Below are 17,008 nucleotides of genomic sequence, written 5' to 3'. Positions count from 1 at the left end.
CTGTCGGGTAGGCGTCATAGGGGGTGATCGCGGCGTGCGTGGCTCAGGCCCATGCGCGGGATCTGGCGGCCGCCGTAGAGCTGCATGTACATCGGGTGGCCCATCCGCTCGACCGCGGAGTCGAACATCGACACGTCGATCACGGCGCCTTCCCCCGTCCGCTCGCGTCGGAGCAGCGCGGCCAGGACCGAGGTGGTCGCGTAGAGGCCGGCGGCGATGTCGGCGCTGGGGACGCCGGTCTTGGTCGCGGTCTCGGGGGTGCCGGTGACGGCGGCCATCCCGGACTCGGTCTGGACGAGCATGTCGTAGGCCTTGCGGTCCTTGCGCGGGCCGCTGGTGCCGTAGCCGGAGATGTTGACGACGATCAGGCGCGGGTCGGCGGCCCGGAGCGTCTCGGCGTCGAGCCCGAGCCGGTCGACGACGCCGGGGGCGGTGTTGTGCAGGAACACCTCGGCACGGGCGACGAGCTGCCGCACGACGTCGCGGCCACGTCCGGACTTGAGGTCGACGGCCAGCGACTCCTTGCCGCGGTTGAGCCAGACGAAGTGCGTGGCCAGCCCGTGCACGGCGTCGTCGTAGCGGCGGGCGAAGTCGCCCTCCCCGGGACGTTCGATCTTGACGACGCGGGCGCCGAGGTCGGCCAGGTGCCGGGTCGCGATCGGCCCGGCGACGGCCTGCTCGAGCGCGACGACGGTGACGCCGGCCAGGGGCAGCTCCGGTGGGAGGGTCACGACAGGGCCAGCGCCTGCCGGACCAGGCCGCCGCCGATGATAAGGCGCTGGATCTCGCTGGTGCCCTCGTAGAGCCGCAGCAGGCGGACGTCGCGGTAGATCCGCTCGACCGGGATCTCCTTCATGTACCCGGCCCCGCCATGCACCTGCACGGCGAGGTCGGCGACCTTCCCGACCATCTCGGTGCAGAACAGCTTCGCCGCGGACGGGGCGATCCGCCGGTCGGTGCCGTCGACGTAGGCGCGGGCGGCCTCGCGGACCATCGCCCGCCCGGCCATCACACCGGTCTGCATGTCCGCGAGCATCGCCTGGACCAGCTGGAAGTCCCCGATGCGCTGCCCGCCCTGGGTGTTCTGCGCGGCGTAGGCGACCGACTCGTCGAGGGCGCGCTGTGCCGTCCCCACGGCGAGCGCGGCGATGTGCACCCGGCCGCGGGCCAGCGAGGTCATCGCGGCCTTGTAACCGGCCGCCTCGTCCCCGCCGACGAGGGCGTCGGCGGGGACCCGTACGCCGGTGAACGCGACGTCAGACGTCGTCGAGCCCTCCTGGCCCATCTTGGCGTCCTTCGGGCCGACGGTGACGCCGGGCGCGTCCGCGGGCACGAGGAACACGGCGATGCCGGGGGAGCCGGGCGCCGCGTCGGCGTGGCGGGCGAAGACGACGAACAGGCCCGCCGAGGACGCGTTGGTGATGTACTGCTTCTGCCCGTCGATCACCCAGTGGTCCCCGTCGCGGCGGGCCCGGGTGCGCAGGCCGGCGGGGTTCGAGCCGGCGCCGGGGTTCGGTGAGGGGCGAAGGAGGCGACGACCTCACCGGAGGCGATCCGGGCGAGCCACTCCTTTTTCTGCGCTTCGGTGCCGAAGCCGACAAGGACCTGCCCGGCGATGCCGTTGTTGGTGCCGAACATCGAGCGCAGCGAGAGCGACGTGTACCCGAACTCCATCGCGAGCTCGACGTCCTGGGCCAGGTCCAGGCCGATGCCGCCCCACTCGGACGGGATCGCGTAGCCGAACAACTCCATCTCGGCCGCGGCCCGGCGGAGATCGTCGGGGATCCGGTCCTCGCGCATGATCTCGTTCTCGCGCGGGACCACCGCCGATCGGACGAAGTCGCGGACCTGCTCGTGGATGTAGGCGAAGTCCTCGGCGGACACCTCGGAGGTCGACGGCGCTGGCTGGCTCATGCGTCGATGATCGTCCGGAATCCGCTGCGTGTCCAAGACCAGTGTGGGGACTATTGTTTCAGATGTCGCATCAACGATAGGTGTGTGAGATGGACGCGCAGAAGCTGCAGGTCTTCGTCGCGGTCGCCGAGGAGCTGCATTTCGGTCGTGCGGCGGATCGGCTGCATCTGGCGCAGCCCTACCTGAGTCGTAGCGTCCGGGCATTGGAGGCCGAGCTCGGCGCGGACCTCTTCCGGCGGACCACCCGTAAGGTCGAGCTGACGCCGGCCGGAACGGCGCTGTTGCCGCACGCGCGTGCGCTGTTGGCCCGCACCGACGAGGCGCGCGGGGCGGTGGCGGCCGCCCGGGACGGCCGCAGCGGCCGGGTCCGGATCTCCTTCGCGGGACCGTCGGCCCACGTGGTGGTCGGCCAGCTGCTCGCGCGGTGCGCGAGCAGCACCCACTGATCGACCTCGACCTCCGGCCCGGCCGCTACGGCACAGCGGCCGTGGCCGAGCTGTTCGACAACGAGTCGGACCTGGCGCTGACCCGCTTCGCCGAACCTCCGCTCGGGGTCGCCAGCCGCAGCGTTGCGCGTGATCGGTGCGTCGTCGCCGTCCCCGTCCGGCACCGGCTGGCCGACGCCGGCGAGGTGCGGATCGCCGACTTCCGTGACGAGCCGTTCGTCGCCTTTCCCGAGTCGTTCGGGTCCGTCGTTCGCGCGACGCTCGTCGAGCGCTGCCAGGCGGCCGGATTCGCCCCGCGGTTCGCGCAGCCCGCACCGGACTCGTGGACGGCCACCGCACTCGTGTCCGCCGGGTCGGCCTGCACTTCACGACGGCCAGCGCGGTCGTGCACCTCCCGCTCGACGGCGTCCGCGTGCGCGAGATCGCCGACCCGCTGCCCCCGGTCGACGTGTACCTCATTTGGCGCCGCGACGACGACTCATCTGTCCTACGCCGGGTCCTGCGGACCTCGGAGGAGATACTTCCCGGACACTGATGCCGCTTCCGCAATAGTCGGCCGGCAAGTGGTCTTGGATCTGGATCGCCCAATCGTGGGCACGATGGGCCGAGGCCGACCCGCTCGTCGCTGCCGCCGCCGATCCTGAACCTGGACCCGGACGTACCTCACGCCGCCTTCCACCACTACGCCGACCTGCTGACCGACGAGAAGAAGAACGCGGCCCTGCGTCGCCTGCGGGCCTTCCTCGCCACCGACGTCGCGCCGGTCGTCGAGCGGGCCTGGGAGGCCGCCGAGAGTTCCCGACGGAGATCGTCGCCAGCTTCGCCGGGCTCGACCTGGCCGGCGCCGCCTTACACCGGCCCTGTCTGGTCAGCGCCCGCTCTTCGCTCTCGTGACCGCTGATGACCGCTTCGAGATGCTCGGGGCAGACGATGAACTCGACTTGCCGGCTGCGCAACTTCGACGTAGCGAACTCGGATCGGGGCTGGCTGCAGTGCAGTTCCTGGCACGGCTTGTGCTGGAGAGCCTCCTCGATCTCGTCGAGGGTCATGGCGAACCCGGGTCGCACCCTCACGACGTATGCGGCTGCAAGCCTCATGGTCAGTCGCCGGTGGGGATCCGGTAGGTCTGCAGCTTGCGGTACAGCGTTGTCCGGCCGATGCCGAGTGCCGCAGCCGCCTGCGTCCGGTTGCCGCCGAAGCGGTGCAGGGCGCTGACGATCGCGTCACGCTCCGCGGTCTCGATCATGCCGAACCCGCGCAGCGGAGCCTGCTGCATGCGCGGTGGCAGGTCGGCCGAGCTGATGCTGCGGCCGGCCCGGCGGCGCGCCAACTGTTCTACGGTCCGCCGTAGCTCGGCGAGGTTGCCGGGCCACGGCCAGCGCATGAGGACTTGCAGCGCGTCCGAGGTGAACCGGGTCTCCCGCTGGCCGGGTGGGAGGCCCGCCACGATCTGGAGGACGATGCGCGGCACTTCGGCGGACATCTCCGGTAGCGAGGGCAGCCGAACCGTCGTGCACAGCGCCGCGACCACGGCCGCGACGTCGTGGTGGGCGGTGTCCAGGTCGACGGTGAGCGCGACCGGCACGCTCGAGTCCTCGATGGCGGTCCTGATGCGGCGCAGATGCTCGGCCGGCGCGTCGTGGACATGGTGGAGCACGACGGCGGGGGCGCCGGTCTCGGCGAGGGACTCCGGGCAATCGGTCCGGGCAAGGTCGACGACGACCGGCGGCGCCCCGGTCGCCCCGGTCGCCCCGGCCAACGCCGCCATCGCCGCGGTGAGCTTCCCGCTGCCCGCGGGACCATCGACGGCCAGGACCTCCCGGAAACCGACCGCGCTCCTGAGTTGGTCGGAGATGTCGGGAACCGGATGCAGGGGCGCCTGCGGCGCCGCCCTGCGGTGTCGCCGCCGATGGTCGGAGGGCCGGTCGGGTTCGGGGCTGCGCGGTGATTGGAGCAGTCGCACGCAGAAGGCCGGGCCGGTCGGACCGACACCGTCGACGCGCTCCACGAGGGCGTCAGCCCGGCCGCCCGCCAGCCGGATCACGCGCCGGTGCCGGCCCGCGCGCAGTCCGGACTCGGCGAGGTCGCACCAGAGCAGGGCGTGGGTCTCGGGCGTGACGTGAACGAGCCCGGCGGTGTTGGCAAAGGCCGTGTTCTCGGTGACGACGATGACCGGCTGCCGATCGGTGCGTGTGGCGAGCAGGAAGGCCTGGATCAGCGTGCGTTCGTGAGCGCCCAGCATCGCGGTGAGGTTGCCCTCGATCTGGCGCCCGACGTCGGTGGCCATCGCCGGCATCAGCGCGCTGGCGTGATCGGACCGGCAGGCGAGCGCGAAGGTGCCCAGCAGCTGCCCCGTGAACGGCTCGAAGATCGGTGTGCCGGCGCAGGTCAGCGGTCCGAGCAGCTCGCTGTAGTGCTCGGAGCCGTGGACCAGCAGTGGGCGGCGCTCGCGCGCGACCGTGCCCAGGCCGTTGGTGCCGATCGAGGTCTCGGAGAAGTCGAACCCCTCCGCGGCACACGAGTTGTCGAGGATCCGCAGCTGCTGGGGCTCCCCGGCGCGGCGCATGATGATTCGCCCCTGGTCGTCGCTGAGGAACATCGCCACGCGGGCGTCACCGAGGTCGTCGCCGAGGCGGTCGAGTACCGGTGCGGCCGCCGCGTGCAGCCGGGGTGCCATGTCGTGCACGTCGGCGACGTAGGGGATGTCGTGCCGGCCGATCGGCACCTCGGCGCCGACGCAGCGCCGCCAGCTGCGCTCGATGACGTCGCGGACACCGGACTGGGCGACCGGCGTCGCGAGGAGTCCCTGTGCGAGGAGCCGCTCGAGCGCCTGCCGGGTCTGTGCCTGGTCGGGCAGCATCTGTTGGGCTGGCCCGATATCCGCGGTGTTCGGGATCGGTGTCGGTTCATCTGCCACTGCCGCTCCTCGTCGTCGAGTCGGCGGGATCGAGGCATCCGAGGGGTGTCCCGATCTTTCATGATAGCCGGGCCAGTGACGCCGACCACACGGTCGTCGTCACTGGCCCGATCAGGTGGCTCGGCGACCGTCAGGCGGCCGCGGTCTCCTTACTCTTCTGCTCGAAGCCCTCGTAGCCGTTCTCGGCAACCTCGCCGAGTTTCTGTCGGTAGGCGCCAATCCCAGCCATGTAGAACATGACCGAGCTCTTCTTGCCCGGGATGTTCTGGCCGAAGATCCAGGACTCGACCTTCGGGAACAGCGTGAAGTTGGCGATCTCGTTGCAGGTGGCGGTCCAGCCGTCCTCCGCGGCCTGGGTCGGCTCGACGGTCCGGATGCCGTTGCGCTCGGCGTCGCCGATCAGGTCGCCGATCCATTCGACCTGGGCCTCGATGCTCGGCGGCAGGTTGGTGAACGGCCCGTTCGGGCCGAGGATCATGAACATGTTCGGGAAGCCGGACTTCGCCACGCCCAGGTAACTGGTCGGGCCGTCGGTCCAGTGCTCGTCGATGTGCTTGCCGCCGCGGCCGCGCAGGTCCATCGCCCGGTAGTTGCCGTCGACCGCGTCGAACCCGGTGGCGAAGACCAGGACGTCGAGCTCGTGGACGACCCCGTCGGCGGTGCGCACGCCGGCCGGTGTGATCTCCTGGATCGGGTTGTCCGTGATCGAGACCAGCGAGACGTTGTCGCGGTTGTAGGTCTCGTAGTAGCCCTCGTTGCACAGCGGGCGCTTGGCGTACAGGTCGGTCGGGGTGAGCGTGCGGGCGGTCTCCGGGTCCTGCACGATCTCGGCGATCTTCGAGCGGATGAACGCCGCGGCGTGCTCGTTCGCCTCCGGGTTGATGGCGATGTCGGCGAAGGTGCCGAACATGAACCGGAAGCCGTTGCCCTTGTCCCAGTTCTCTTGGAAGACGCGCTGGCGCTCCTCCTCGGAGACGCTCATCGCCTCGACGCCGCTTTCCTGGAAGCCGAAGGCGACCACCGAGCTGCGGACCTGGTCCCAGATCGCGTCGAAGTTCTTCTTCGTCTCGTCGACCTCGCCTTGGTTCACCGGGCCGTTGCCGGACGGCACGCAGTACTGCGGCGAGCGCTGGAACACCGTCAGGTGTCCCGCCGACTTTCCGGCGGCGACGATGAACTGGGTGCCGGTCGAGCCGGTGCCGATGACGCCGACCCGCTTGCCGGTGATGTCCAGGTCCGCGGGCCAGGCATTCGTGTGCACCGCCCGGCCGGCGAAGGTGTCGATGCCCGCGATTTCGGGGATGTTCGTCTTGGCCAGCAGGCCGAGCGCGTTGACGACGTAGCGGCTGGTGACGGTTGCGCCGTCGGCGGTGGTCACCGTCCACAGGTCGGTGTCTTCGTCGAAGGTGGCCCCGGTGACCTCGGTGTTGAGCCGGATGTCGCGGCGCAGGTCGAATCGGTCCACGACGTGGTTGAGGTACTTCTCGATGGCCTCCTGCTCGAGGTAGCGGGTGGTCCAGTCCCATTCCTGCAGGAGGTCCTTGTCGAAGGAGTACCGGTAGACGAAGCCCTCGGTGTCGGACTTGGCGCCGGGGTAGCGGTTGAAGAACCAGGTGCCGCCGACGCCGCCGCCCTTCTCGAAGGCCTTCACGGTCAGGCCGAGCTCGTTGCGCAGCTTGTGCAGCATGTAGATGCCGCCGAAACCGGCGCCGATGACGACGGCGTCGATGTCTGGGGTAGTGGTGGTGCTCATGAGGTGCTCCTGGGGATGCCGGTGAGTGTGGTGACAGGCGTGGTCGCGCTCAGCTGCGGTACCACGCGGCGATCGCGGCGATCTCGGCGTCGGCCTCGGGCGCGGTCCCGGCCAGGAACAGGTAGACGTGCTGCATGCCCTCGGCGACGGTCAGGGTGACGTCGACCCCGGCGGCCTTGGCCCGCTCGGCGAGCCGAGTGGCGTTGTCCAGCAGGGCCTCCGCTCCACCGGCGTTGATGTAGAGCCGGGGGAAGCCGGTGAAGTCGGCGTGCAGCGGGTTGGCCAGCGGCGTCGTCGCGGGCACGGCGCCGCCCGCGAGCACGCCGGCGATCATGCCTTCGAGCAGCGGAACGGTGATCAGAGCGTCGCTGGCGCCGTTGGTCACCAGGGTCTCGCCCTTGTTCTCCATGTCCAACCACGGGGAGAACGCGATTACCCGGCCGGGCAGCGGCCTGCCCTGCTCGCGCAGCGACAGTGCGATGGCGACGGCCAGGTTGCCGCCCGCCGAGTCGCCGATCGTGGTGATGTCGGCCGGTGCGATGCCGCGCTCGATCAGCGCGGTGAAGGCCGCGACGCCGTCCTGCACCTGCGCGGGGTGCGGGTGCTCGGGGGCGCGGCGGTAGTCCAGGACGAAGGTGGTGACACCGAGCGCCTTGGCCACGTGCGCCGCGAGCTTGCGGTGGCTCGACGCGGAGCCGACGGCGAACCCGCCGCCGTGGGTGTAGAGCAGCACCTGGGTGGTGTCCGCCCCGGCGGGCAGCGCCCAGATCCCCGGGACGCCGCCGACGGTGTCCTCGCGGTAGGTCACGTCCTCGGGCTCGCGGGTGGACTGGTGCCACTCGTCGAAGATGCTGCGGAACAGTCGCATGGTCAGATCGGGCGTGGTGGCGATGATGTTCGACCAGTCCGCGTAGAGCGCCCGCAGCGCCTCGGACTCGGGAGAGGTGGACGTCGGCCGAACCGACGGAGCCGCTGTCATGTGGTCCTCCTTGACCTTCGGCGCGAGCCCACTCGTGCTTGAGTAGGGCTCACATTGTGACTTCTGGCTCATACTGTGGCGACCGTCCCGCCGCCGCAGTTGTTCCAATGTGGAACGCTGCGCTGCGCTGCTGCGCTGCGCTGCGCCGATCCGAGCGGTCTCCGTCGGTCACGTGCGCCTGTGAGGCGACGGCGTTACGTATGCCATCCGCAGCGGCAGAGGTGCCCGGAAGGGCTCCCAACGCTCGGCCGGGTGGGCGAGCGGGTCGGCAATCCCCCAGATCACTGCCGGGTGGTGCACGAGGCCGAGATGGGTGGTGTAGACCCCGATGTTCTCGGTGCCGGGCGCCAGCCGATCCAGGCAGGTGCCCCACACGTCGATGCCATTAGGCGGCGAGTAGATCGACGTCGCCGGCATTGGCAATGCGTCGAGGACACCCTCGAAGGGAGGTCCCATCGCTCGACGTGGCGGCGGACATAGCGGTCGAACAGTGCGTGGGCCGGCCCTGCTCGGCGCGGGCCAGCCGGAACGGGCTTCCCACGCCCGTCGGCGATCCAGCGGAGGACCTCGACCTGCCGGGCGTTGAGGGGTTCGGTGCGTCGCACCACGACTTCGTACCGGAGCCCCGGCCCGCGCCAGCACCGTGCTCGCCGGAGGGCCGGTAGGACCGGCATCGCTGTGGCCATGATCGGGCGGCCGGTGAGCTGCCGCCTTGATCGCTCACGCGCTCGGACGATCGAGATGTCCGTTTGCGCGCCCGCCGGGGCGCTGCGGTCGGGCACCCCTCCTCCGTACGCTGGCCGCCGGATCGATCGAGGTAATGGGGTGGCGATGGGGCGGTTGTTGACGAAGCGCGGCGCGGCACGGATCGGCGGGCACGGTCGCGGTTCAGCGTCGTGGCTCCGGGTGTCGACGACGTGACCGCCACCGGTCGGCTCGATGGGCCGGCTGCCGCCGCGCAGCGCGAGAACCGGGTTCCGTCGGTGGTGCTGGGGGCGGCGCGCGCGGGCTCGGTCCTCGGCCTCGGGGCTGCGGGCAGGGTGGACGTCGAGCGGGGCTGCGTTGCGTCCGCGCAGGTGCCCTACCGGGTCGGGTCGATCACCAAGACCTTCACCGCCGCCGTCGTTCTCGGCCTGGTGCAGGACGGCGTGCTTGCGCTGGATGCCCCGGTGAGCACGTATCTCGCGGGAACGCCGTTCGGTGAGGTGCCGCTGCGGGCGTTGCTGGCGCACCGGGGTGGTGTCCAGCGGGAGGCGCCAGGGGACATGTGGGAGTCGATGCGGGGTCCAGATGCCTCGACGCTGCGCCGGGCGCTGCCGCGCGCGGAGCTGGTGGACCGGCCCGGCGCCCGGTGGCACTACTCGAACCTCGGCTACGCGTTGCTCGGGCTGGTCGTCGAGGAGGTCACCGGCGACTCCTGCGCGGCGCTGATCAACCGGCGGCTCCTCGCGCCGCTCGGGCTGTCGGCAACGGTGTGGGCTCGGCCAGAGGGTGCGGCGTGCGGGTACCGCGTCGATCCCTACGCCGACGTGGTGCATCGCGAGCCGGACATGGACCAGGGCGCGGTCGGTGTCGGCGGGCAGCTCTGGTCGAACGCCGCCGACCTGCTGACCTGGGGGGACGCGCTGGCCGGTGGCAGGCCGGACGTGGTCGCCCCGGCGGTGGTGGAGGCGATGCACACGCTCGAGGTGATGGTCGACCGCACGGCGTGGACGTCGGGCTGGGGGCTCGGTTTGATCCTGGAGCGCCGCGGTGATCGGGTACTGGCCGGGCACACGGGCGCGATGCCGGGGTTCCTGGCTTCGCTGTCGCTGGACCGGGCCACGCGGTCGGTGGCGGTGGCGCTGTCGAACGCGACCCGGGGCGCGGCGGTGGGAGCGCTGTCGGCCGATCTCGTGGACGCGGTCATCGACGGCCGGGTGGGCGCGGAGCCGGAAGGCGATGCGGCGCCGTGGGTCCCGTTGCCCGAGGTGCCGGCCGAGCTGGACGGGATGCTCGGTCGTTGGTGGTCGGAGGCGGCGGAGACGGTGTTCACCTGGCGTGCCGACGGGCTGCACGCGCTGATGGTCGGCGCTCCGGTCACCAGCGAGACGCGGTTCGAGCGGCTCGACCGCGACATCTACCGCGCTGTTGCGGGCCGCTTCACGGGCGAGCGACTCACCGTGCGCCGGGATCCGGCGGGGGAGGTGGCGGCGCTGGAGTGGGCGACCTACCCGTTCACGCGGACGCCGCGCTGAGCAGGCGGAGCCTGTCGAGGGCGTCGGTGGTCGCCGCCGAGCGTGGCAGCTCGCCGAGGCGGAGTCCGATCGCGGCGAAGCGGCGCAGCACCCTCGGGGTCACCCCGGTCGCGGTGTCCGTGGCGGCTGCGAGGTCGGCGCAGGCCTGATCGATCTCGCCGAGGCGCAACAGCGCGTCGATGCGGTCGAGACGCCAGATGACGCGGTTGCGCACGAACTGGTGGGGGGAGGTCCGTTCCTGCTCGGCCAGCGGTGCCAGGGCCCGGTCGGGCTGGTCCAGGTCGAGCAGGCACGAGCCCCGGTGCCCGTCGAGCGCGGCCCGGTCGAACACCGACAGCCAGCGGTGGGCGTCGGGGTCGTGCCCGTCGGGGTCGTGCCGCTCCAGTTGGGTGCTGGCCTGGTCGAGCAGGTCCAGGCACAGGTCGGTCTCGCCGAGGCGGGCGTGGGCCCGTGCTCCGATCGCCATGGCGAAGCCGGTGAGGCGGTGGTTGCCGCTGCGCCGGGCCCAGCCGATCGCGCCGTAGGCCCGCTCGACGCCGAGGGCGGGGTCGCCTCCGTAGGTGGCGACGAAGGACAGGTTCGGTCCCAGGACGAACGCGGCGAGGGCCGGGTCCGTGGCGCGCTCGACCCAGCCGCGGGCGGTGCCCAGGAGTCGTTCGGCCTGGCGTGGGCGGCCGTGGTCGAAGCTCATCCATCCTGCGAGCTGGTGAGCTTCGGCGATCGAGGAGTACAGCGGCGTCCGCGCGTCACGCCCGACACCGGGCAGAACGCGTTCCGCGGCGAGGGCGTGGGAGACGAGCGTTCCAGGGTCGGCGCGGTCGTTCATGGCGTGGTCGCCGTTGCGGACGGTGTCGATCACCTGCCGTAGCCGGGCCGGTGCGTCGTCGGGTGACAGGACAGGCGCAGCCGACGCGGGACGGCCGCCGTGGTCGTCCTCGTTCACGACCCCGCGGCCGAGGCGTTCGATGGCGCCCTCGGCCTCCAGCGCACGGTCCAGCTGCGTGACGAGGTCGGCCTGCGGCCGCCGGTCCGCCTTCTCGATCTTGCCGATGAGGTCTCCGCTGACGTGGACCAGCCTGCCCACCGCGGCCAGCGACAGGGAGCGCCGCTGCCGCAGAGCGCGCAGTTCGGCTCCGAACAGCGCCGCCGGGGACGCCTGCGGGTCGAGTGCCCGCGGCCGGTTCGCCACTGCAGCCCACCTCCCGCCGCTTGCCACGCTCCATACCGGCGTCGACACCGTACGCGACGGACGACGAGGGAATGGCGTGTTCGCGCAAACGCGTATCGCAGGGCGGTCGCGGGCCCGGGGCCCTGGTCAGGTGCCCGTGTTCGCGGCCCAGGTCGTGCGCAGGGGCCACCGGGGACCGGTTCTGGGGTCGTGGTGCCAGACATGGGTGCCCGCGGCGGTGGCGGTCACGCCGAAGTCTGTCCATTCCGGGCGCCCGAGGTCGTTGTACAGCTCGCCAGCCGCATCGAGCGCGTGTACGAGCGGGGTCGGGCCTGCCTCCCGCGTGTCGTGACGGCCGTGTCGGTGGGACGCGTGCGCGATCTCCGCCCACGAGCCGTCCGGAGCCTGCAGGTAGGTGGCGGCGCCCGTATCGGTGGAGCGCACCGCGCGGGTCGTGCCGCGCGGCAGGTGCAGCTGCGCGAGCAGGACCAGCGGGTCGTCGTCGTTGGCAAGCAAGGTCGGGGCGACCGGGGTGCTGCCCGAGGCTACGAGCCCGCCGGTCGGGCCGGCCGGCCGCCGGACGGCGCGACGGGTCGCCGCCACCCGCCGTGCGGGGAGGGGGCCGGTCCAGGCGAGGAAGCGTCCCACCAGCGACGGTTCCGCGGACGGTGCCCCTGGATCGGTGCTCGGGCGGTCGAACAGGATGTGCCCGCCGCCGCCCAACCCTCCAGTGAGGCGGGCCAGCAGCCGCCCGCCCGGCCGGACGTGGTGCACCCACACGGCAGGGACGTCGTCGGACTCGTAGCCGACGAGCACGCGGTCGAACGGTGCGCCGTCTCCGGAGAGCGGGACGGGCAGGCTGCCGTCACCCGGGCGTACTGCCACGTCCAGGTCGCGCTCCTCGAACCGGCGGGCCGCGGCCCGGAGCAGGTCCGGGTCGATCTCGACGCCGACGACCCGCCCTGGGCCGAGCCAGTGCGCGGCGAGCGCGGTCGTGTAGCCGCAGCCCACGCCCAGCTGCAGAAGCCGGTCGCCGTCGTCGACCCCGAGGGCCTGCAGACTGCGCACGGTCAGCTCCGGCGGCGGGGAGGCCGCGACCGGGTGCTGGTCGCCCCACACGTCGAGTTCGGACAGCGCGATGGTCAGCCCGGCGTCGGAGTACACCCGGCCCAGCCAGCCCGGCGCCTCGGGTTCGGTGCCGGGGTCGTTGGGTTGCCAGTGCCCACCCCTCGCGGGGCGGGTGTAGTGCGCGGGCACGAAGTGATGCCGCGGCACGTCGAGCAGCGCGGCACGCCAGCGGTCGTCGCGCAGCGCCCCTCGACGGACCAGGCCGTCGACGAGACGCTCGGCGTAGCGACGCCACTCTGCATCGGTGGGGCCGTTCATGCCGAGGCTCCGGTCGACGCCGGCAGGTGGATCTCGCCGTGGTCCCCGGCGCCGGTAGACACGTTCACGGCGACGAGACGGGCATGGCCGGGTGGGCGGGCAGAGCACCAGTGCCAGTTGGCGAGGTACTCGGCGATGGCCTCGCAAGTCGGGGGACGGTCGAACAGGCGGTCCAAGTCGCGGAAGGCGAGCCGGTCGGCGATGTGCCGCTCGATCTCGGTGCGCATGTCGTCGTCGACGACGACGCCCGGGTAGACCAGCGTCGTGCTTTCGAACACCAGCTCCGCGGTGAAGTCGTGGCCGTGCGGTCGCCCGGCGGGGTTGCCGGACTCCAGCCCGCGCAGCGAGAGGGCCGCCGGGAACGACACGCGCACACGTCCCCGGAATCGGGGAGCCGTGTCCACGGCTGGGCCCTCGTCGCGGCTGGGAGTCGAGCCGCCGATCAACCTCACGCGGCCCGCCTTCCCCGATCGCGATCCGCGACCGCGCGGAGTGTCGGCATCTGGCGTGACGAGAGTGTTTCCGCCGGCCGAAGGCGGTCGACCATGGTGTACGTCGGCGTCGTCTGGCCCGGCTCCCACCGCACCTCGAAGATCCACGTCATCAGGCCGTCGGCCAGGAACGTCGTGGCGACCTCCTTCGCTGAGTCGAGCGATTCCCGTTCCGCGCGCCGCGCCTCGTCCCTGACGATCACCCCCTTGTCCCTCTCGACGACCCGGCCCTGGATCTCGTAGCGTTGCTCCACGGCACTCAACTCCCATCACCCGACCGGCTCCTGTGTGGCTGGTCCCGTGCCAGTGAGCCCGGCGGCACGGTGGAGGTCCATAGGGCGGGCCCGGACAGCGACAATGTCCGATTGCGGCACTGAATCGGTCTGCGTGAGCCCGCTTCCCGCCGGTCGTGAGGGCCCGACATCCGCCAGCGCGTGGGCCGTACAAGGGGGCACGAGGGGCAACAGTGATGCCCGCCGATCTGCCCCCTCCGGTCAGCCTGGCACCAGGGCGAACAGGGCGCCGGCGAGCAGGAACGGTCCCATCGGCATCGTGCCGGGGCGACGTCCGAGGATGCGTAGGACGAGCAGGACGGCTGCTGCTCCCAGCCACCCGACCGCGGTCCCGGTCACGACGGCCGACCATCCCTGCCACCCCATCGCCATGCCGAGCAGGCCGCCGAACTTGACGTCGCCCGAGCCGAGACCGCCGCGCGACGCGAGTGCGACGAGGAGGTAGGCCAGCGCCACCAGGAGGGCGGCGGCGAGCGCGGTGAGGAGGTTGCTCCAGCGTTCGGTGACGGCCGCTTCGAGGACGAGCAGGCCGCCCAGTACGCCGTAGCTCGGAAGGACGAGACGCCCGGGCAGCCGTCGCTCGAGGAGGTCGATCGCGGCCAGGACGACACCGACGCCGGCGAGGAAGCCGAACGCGACGAGTTCGATCCCATCGAAGCGCACGGCGAGGATCCCAGCGGCGAGTCCGGCTGCCGCAGAGCAGCCGCTCACCGACCGCCAACGGGGAGATGATTCGCGGTGTGCAAGCAGGCGCGGGATCGCCACCGCGGCGATCGTTCCGCCTAGCAGAGCCCCGGCGAGGGCCCAGCCCGCGATTCCCCAGGACACGAGGGGCACTGCCTCCTCGGCGAGGACGAGCGAGTCGCTGTGCAGCATGCCTCTGGTCCTATCGGGTGAACATCGTCGCTGACCCCTTCCGGACCGTGAAGTCCGTGTTCACGCACTTCGTCGTCCGTGCAGGTCATGGGTGTACACGTGGTCAGTATCGCCCGATGATCGGTGTTCGAGGTGGCCCGCGGGGAGGTGCTCGATGGTCGGCAGATCCAGGTCCGTCCTGGTGGTAGCTCTCGCCCTGGTGGCCGGGTGCTCGATGGGCACGCCGCCCGACGTCACCACTCCGTCCTCGACGCCGCCGGCGGCGCCGCCTCCGCGGGCGTCGCCCACGCCGTCGGCCGACGAACTCGCGGGGCAGGAGGCGCTCGCGGCGTACCGCGGGATGTGGGAGGACTTCGTCGTCGCCGGGACCACCTCGGATTGGCAGTCCGCGGAGCTTGGGCGGCACGCCACCGGCGTCGCGCTGACGAACCTGTCGCGTGGTCTCTACGCGGACAGCGCGAACGGTCTGGTGACCCGTGGCGAACCGTTGCTGTCCCCGGAGGTGTCGTCGGTCGAGCCCGTCGACGCTCCGGTCCGGGTCGTCGTGACCGACTGCGGCGACTCGACGAACTGGCTGAAGTACCGGGAGGAGGACGACTCGCTCGCCACGGAGGGTCCCGGCGGGCGACGGCTGATCAACGCCGTGGTGGAGCGGCAGTCGGACGGCTCGTGGAAGGTCTCCGACTACGGCGTCCAGGAACTCGGATCATGCTGACGGCCCCGACCGCGATCGCCGCGCTGGCCGCTGTGGTCGGCATTCTCGCTCAGCCGGCGCCGGAACCGCCGCCGTCGGGCGACGGCTGGGGTTCGGTGTCGTGCTCGGAGACCCCGTCCCCGGCCTGCGATCTCGACGCCGGCTCCGGCGGGGGGTCAGCGCCGTCCCCCCGATCCGATCGGGACGGTCCCGGGGGATCCGGCCCACGGGACGGCGGGGGCGCGGGCGGCGCGACCCAGCCCGTGGACGGGGTGCGCTGCTCGTATGTGATCAGCGACTACGAACCGCCCGGAGGCGGGCTGGTGCCCGCGTCGTTGCGCTCGTCGGAGCGACGGCCGCCGGCGGTGGTCGTCGTGCCGGTGGTTGCCGCGTGGCGTGAGCAGCAGCCCGAGCCCGGTGAGGAGGGCGCCTGGTACCTGTGGCGGTGTTCGGGGGACGGATTCCGGGACTCGCTGTACCGGCCGCCGGTGTGGATCCCGGACGGCGAGCAGGCGCCGGGTGTGGCAGGACCGTCACCTGCCGAGCTGGCCGCGCAGGCCCGGGAGCGTCTGCGGTTGCCTGGTCCGGCGGTAGCGGCGAGTCCGTTGGGCGACCAGTTGGTGAACCTGCCGACGTGGCTGTGGCTCGACGGCGACTGGGCGGCGATCGAGGCGACGGCCTCGGTCCCGGGGGTGTCGGTGACGGCGCGGGCGGTGCCGGAGTCGGCGACCTGGGTCATGGGGGACGGCAGCGAGGTCGTCTGCCGGGGCCCTGGTACCCCGTACGCCCCGGGGGTCGACGCGGCGTCGCCGTCGCCGGACTGCGGGCACACCTACCGGCTCTCGTCGGCCGGCGAGCCCGGCGAGGTGTTCACGGCGTCGGTCACGGTGAGCTGGACGGTCACATGGGCGGGCGCCGGGGACGGCGGCACGTTCCCCGACCTGACCACCACGGGGGAGGCCGCGTTCCGCGTCGCGGAGTCCCAGGCCCTGGTCACCGGCGGCGGTTGACCTCGGACAGCACGGCAAGTGGACGGCAGTACAGCAAGCGACAGCAGTAGCCATATCGCGACGACACGACGCACCGGACGGGCGGGTGGTGCGGCGGTCCGGCGCGCCCTCGTCACGACCGGTCAGGAGGTCCGGAGATGCGAACGACCCTTCCTCCTCGCGAGCCCCGCGAGGACGCGCCGCACGCCGGTGAGTATCCGGGGCCCGACCCGTGGTCCTCGACATCCCGTCCGGCTGCGCCGGCCGGGCGGCGCAGCGTGCCGCACCTACTGCTGGGGGTACTGCTCGTGCTGGCCTGCGCGGTCGGTGCGCTCGCTCTGACGCTGCAGTTCGGCGGCAGCCGGCCGGTGCTCGCCACCGCGCGAGCGGTGACCATCGGGCAGGCCCTGACGGCCGCGGACCTGCGGCAGGTCTCCCTGCCCGCGGACTCCGACGTCCGCGCGGTCGACGCGGACTCCGCGGCGTCGCTCATCGGGCGACCGGTCGCGGTGTCGCTCCCCGCGGGCGCGTTGCTGACGCCGGAGTCGTTCGGCGGAGCCGGCGCTCCGCCGCCGGGCCAGGCGATCGTCGCGGTCGCGCTCGATCCCGGCCGGCTGCCGCTGGAGGTGGCGTCCGGTGACCGGGTCTCGGTGGTCGCCGCACCGACCGCGGCGAACGGTGGAACGGAATCCGAGCGGGCCGTGCCGCGGTCGTGGCCGGGCGTGGTCGCGAGCGTCGAGCCGTCGGACACCGGCCAGCTCACCGTCGTGTCGGTGCAGCTGCCCGAGGGGCCCGCCCGCGAGATCGCCGCAACGCCGGCGGGCCAGCTGGCCGTCGTGCTGATGGCGGCGGGTGGGTGATCGGG

General features: G+C 72.1%; 16 protein-coding genes and 2 pseudogenes. 7 read left to right on the top strand and 11 right to left on the bottom strand.

From position 1 onward, the window contains the following. Positions 1–14: 14 nt before the first annotated feature. Together ACL02T_RS07005 and ACL02T_RS07000 are read right to left on the bottom strand one after the other, a co-directional pair. A complete protein-coding gene (locus ACL02T_RS07005; RefSeq protein WP_412829831.1) occupies positions 15–731 on the bottom strand; it encodes a CaiB/BaiF CoA transferase family protein in 717 nt (238 codons plus the stop codon). Then, positions 728–1,914: pseudogene (locus ACL02T_RS07000) on the bottom strand (acyl-CoA dehydrogenase family protein). Before ACL02T_RS07000 ends, ACL02T_RS07005 begins: the two are co-directional and overlap by 4 nt. Positions 1,915–2,003: 89 nt before the next feature. Between ACL02T_RS07000 and ACL02T_RS06995 the strand changes: the two are divergent. The 3 genes and pseudogenes from ACL02T_RS06995 to ACL02T_RS06985 all read left to right on the top strand — a co-directional run bounded on the left by ACL02T_RS06995 (position 2,004) and on the right by ACL02T_RS06985 (position 2,895). Next, a complete protein-coding gene (locus tag ACL02T_RS06995; RefSeq protein WP_218600972.1) occupies positions 2,004–2,360 on the top strand; it encodes a LysR family transcriptional regulator in 357 nt (118 codons plus the stop codon). Beyond that, positions 2,339–2,656, top strand: a pseudogene (locus tag ACL02T_RS06990) (LysR substrate-binding domain-containing protein); the annotation flags it as partial. The gene ACL02T_RS06995 and the pseudogene ACL02T_RS06990, both read left to right, overlap by 22 nt. A 26-nt stretch (positions 2,657–2,682) precedes the next feature. Continuing rightward, complete coding sequence (locus ACL02T_RS06985; RefSeq protein WP_226363988.1) at positions 2,683–2,895, top strand: type 2 periplasmic-binding domain-containing protein; 213 nt, start codon at positions 2,683–2,685, stop codon at positions 2,893–2,895. Positions 2,896–3,459: 564 nt separating this feature from the next. Here ACL02T_RS06985 and ACL02T_RS06980 read toward each other — a convergent pair. From ACL02T_RS06980 to ACL02T_RS06965, 4 genes are all read right to left on the bottom strand, one after another. Next, positions 3,460–5,277, bottom strand: coding sequence for a sigma-54-dependent Fis family transcriptional regulator (locus tag ACL02T_RS06980; protein WP_412829830.1), 1,818 nt, complete (start codon positions 5,275–5,277; stop codon positions 3,460–3,462). Between the two features lie 130 nt (positions 5,278–5,407). Then, positions 5,408–7,030: a flavin-containing monooxygenase gene (locus ACL02T_RS06975; RefSeq protein WP_412829829.1), complete on the bottom strand. Its 1,623-nt coding sequence runs from the start codon at positions 7,028–7,030 to the stop codon at positions 5,408–5,410. Positions 7,031–7,079: 49 nt separating this feature from the next. After that, positions 7,080–8,009 (bottom strand): alpha/beta hydrolase, encoded by a 930-nt coding sequence (locus tag ACL02T_RS06970; protein ID WP_218600968.1) that lies wholly within the window; start codon positions 8,007–8,009, stop codon positions 7,080–7,082. 168 nt (positions 8,010–8,177) lie between these two features. Next, entirely contained in the window at positions 8,178–8,465 is a 288-nt protein-coding gene (locus tag ACL02T_RS06965; RefSeq protein WP_218600967.1) for a hypothetical protein, read from the bottom strand. Positions 8,466–8,926: 461 nt separating this feature from the next. On the opposite strand from ACL02T_RS06965, the gene ACL02T_RS06960 reads away from it, so the two are divergent. Next, the gene (locus tag ACL02T_RS06960) at positions 8,927–10,246 is read left to right on the top strand and encodes a serine hydrolase domain-containing protein (RefSeq protein ID WP_218600966.1); all 1,320 of its coding nucleotides are present in this window, start codon (positions 8,927–8,929) and stop codon (positions 10,244–10,246) included. On the opposite strand, the gene ACL02T_RS06955 is transcribed toward ACL02T_RS06960, so the two are convergent. The 5 genes from ACL02T_RS06955 to ACL02T_RS06935 all read right to left on the bottom strand — a co-directional run bounded on the left by ACL02T_RS06955 (position 10,227) and on the right by ACL02T_RS06935 (position 14,460). Then, positions 10,227–11,435, bottom strand: a complete 1,209-nt coding sequence (locus ACL02T_RS06955; protein ID WP_218600965.1) for a helix-turn-helix domain-containing protein — start codon at positions 11,433–11,435, stop codon at positions 10,227–10,229. The two genes, ACL02T_RS06960 and ACL02T_RS06955, sit on opposite strands and share 20 nt — an antisense overlap. A gap of 126 nt (positions 11,436–11,561) precedes the next feature. Further along, positions 11,562–12,800: a protein-L-isoaspartate O-methyltransferase family protein gene (locus ACL02T_RS06950; protein WP_218600964.1), complete on the bottom strand. Its 1,239-nt coding sequence runs from the start codon at positions 12,798–12,800 to the stop codon at positions 11,562–11,564. Beyond that, positions 12,797–13,168, bottom strand: coding sequence for a 6-pyruvoyl trahydropterin synthase family protein (locus tag ACL02T_RS06945; RefSeq protein ID WP_218600963.1), 372 nt, complete (start codon positions 13,166–13,168; stop codon positions 12,797–12,799). Before ACL02T_RS06945 ends, ACL02T_RS06950 begins: the two co-directional genes overlap by 4 nt. A gap of 80 nt (positions 13,169–13,248) precedes the next feature. Next, positions 13,249–13,545, bottom strand: coding sequence for a hypothetical protein (locus ACL02T_RS06940; protein ID WP_218600962.1), 297 nt, complete (start codon positions 13,543–13,545; stop codon positions 13,249–13,251). Between the two features lie 240 nt (positions 13,546–13,785). Then, positions 13,786–14,460 carry a prepilin peptidase gene (locus ACL02T_RS06935; RefSeq protein ID WP_218600961.1) on the bottom strand — a complete coding sequence of 225 codons (675 nt, stop codon included), beginning with the start codon at positions 14,458–14,460 and terminating at the stop codon, positions 13,786–13,788. A 181-nt stretch (positions 14,461–14,641) separates the two neighbouring features. Here ACL02T_RS06935 and ACL02T_RS06930 point away from each other — a divergent pair, with 181 nt between their 5' ends. From ACL02T_RS06930 to ACL02T_RS06920, 3 genes are all read left to right on the top strand, one after another. After that, entirely contained in the window at positions 14,642–15,175 is a 534-nt protein-coding gene (locus ACL02T_RS06930; RefSeq protein WP_226363639.1) for a hypothetical protein, read from the top strand. Positions 15,176–15,441: 266 nt separating this feature from the next. Next, complete coding sequence (locus ACL02T_RS06925) at positions 15,442–16,164, top strand: hypothetical protein (protein ID WP_225924734.1); 723 nt, start codon at positions 15,442–15,444, stop codon at positions 16,162–16,164. Positions 16,165–16,421: 257 nt separating this feature from the next. Further along, a complete protein-coding gene (locus ACL02T_RS06920; protein WP_218600960.1) occupies positions 16,422–17,003 on the top strand; it encodes an SAF domain-containing protein in 582 nt (193 codons plus the stop codon). Positions 17,004–17,008 lie beyond the last annotated feature (5 nt).

The sequence above is a fragment of the Pseudonocardia oceanicola genome (assembly GCF_047200735.1).
GTDB lineage: Bacteria > Actinomycetota > Actinomycetes > Mycobacteriales > Pseudonocardiaceae > Pseudonocardia.
This window is presented reverse-complemented; position numbering and strand designations above follow the sequence as displayed.

Coding starts and splice junctions, on each gene's coding strand:
- ACL02T_RS06975 (WP_412829829.1), bottom strand. CDS start 7,030: ATGAGCACCACCACTACCCCAGACATCGACGCCGTCGTCATCGGCGCC.
- ACL02T_RS06995 (WP_218600972.1), top strand. CDS start 2,004: ATGGACGCGCAGAAGCTGCAGGTCTTCGTCGCGGTCGCCGAGGAGCTG.
- ACL02T_RS06935 (WP_218600961.1), bottom strand. CDS start 14,460: ATGCTGCACAGCGACTCGCTCGTCCTCGCCGAGGAGGCAGTGCCCCTC.
- ACL02T_RS06950 (WP_218600964.1), bottom strand. CDS start 12,800: ATGAACGGCCCCACCGATGCAGAGTGGCGTCGCTACGCCGAGCGTCTC.
- ACL02T_RS06965 (WP_218600967.1), bottom strand. CDS start 8,465: ATGGGACCTCCCTTCGAGGGTGTCCTCGACGCATTGCCAATGCCGGCG.
- ACL02T_RS06970 (WP_218600968.1), bottom strand. CDS start 8,009: ATGACAGCGGCTCCGTCGGTTCGGCCGACGTCCACCTCTCCCGAGTCC.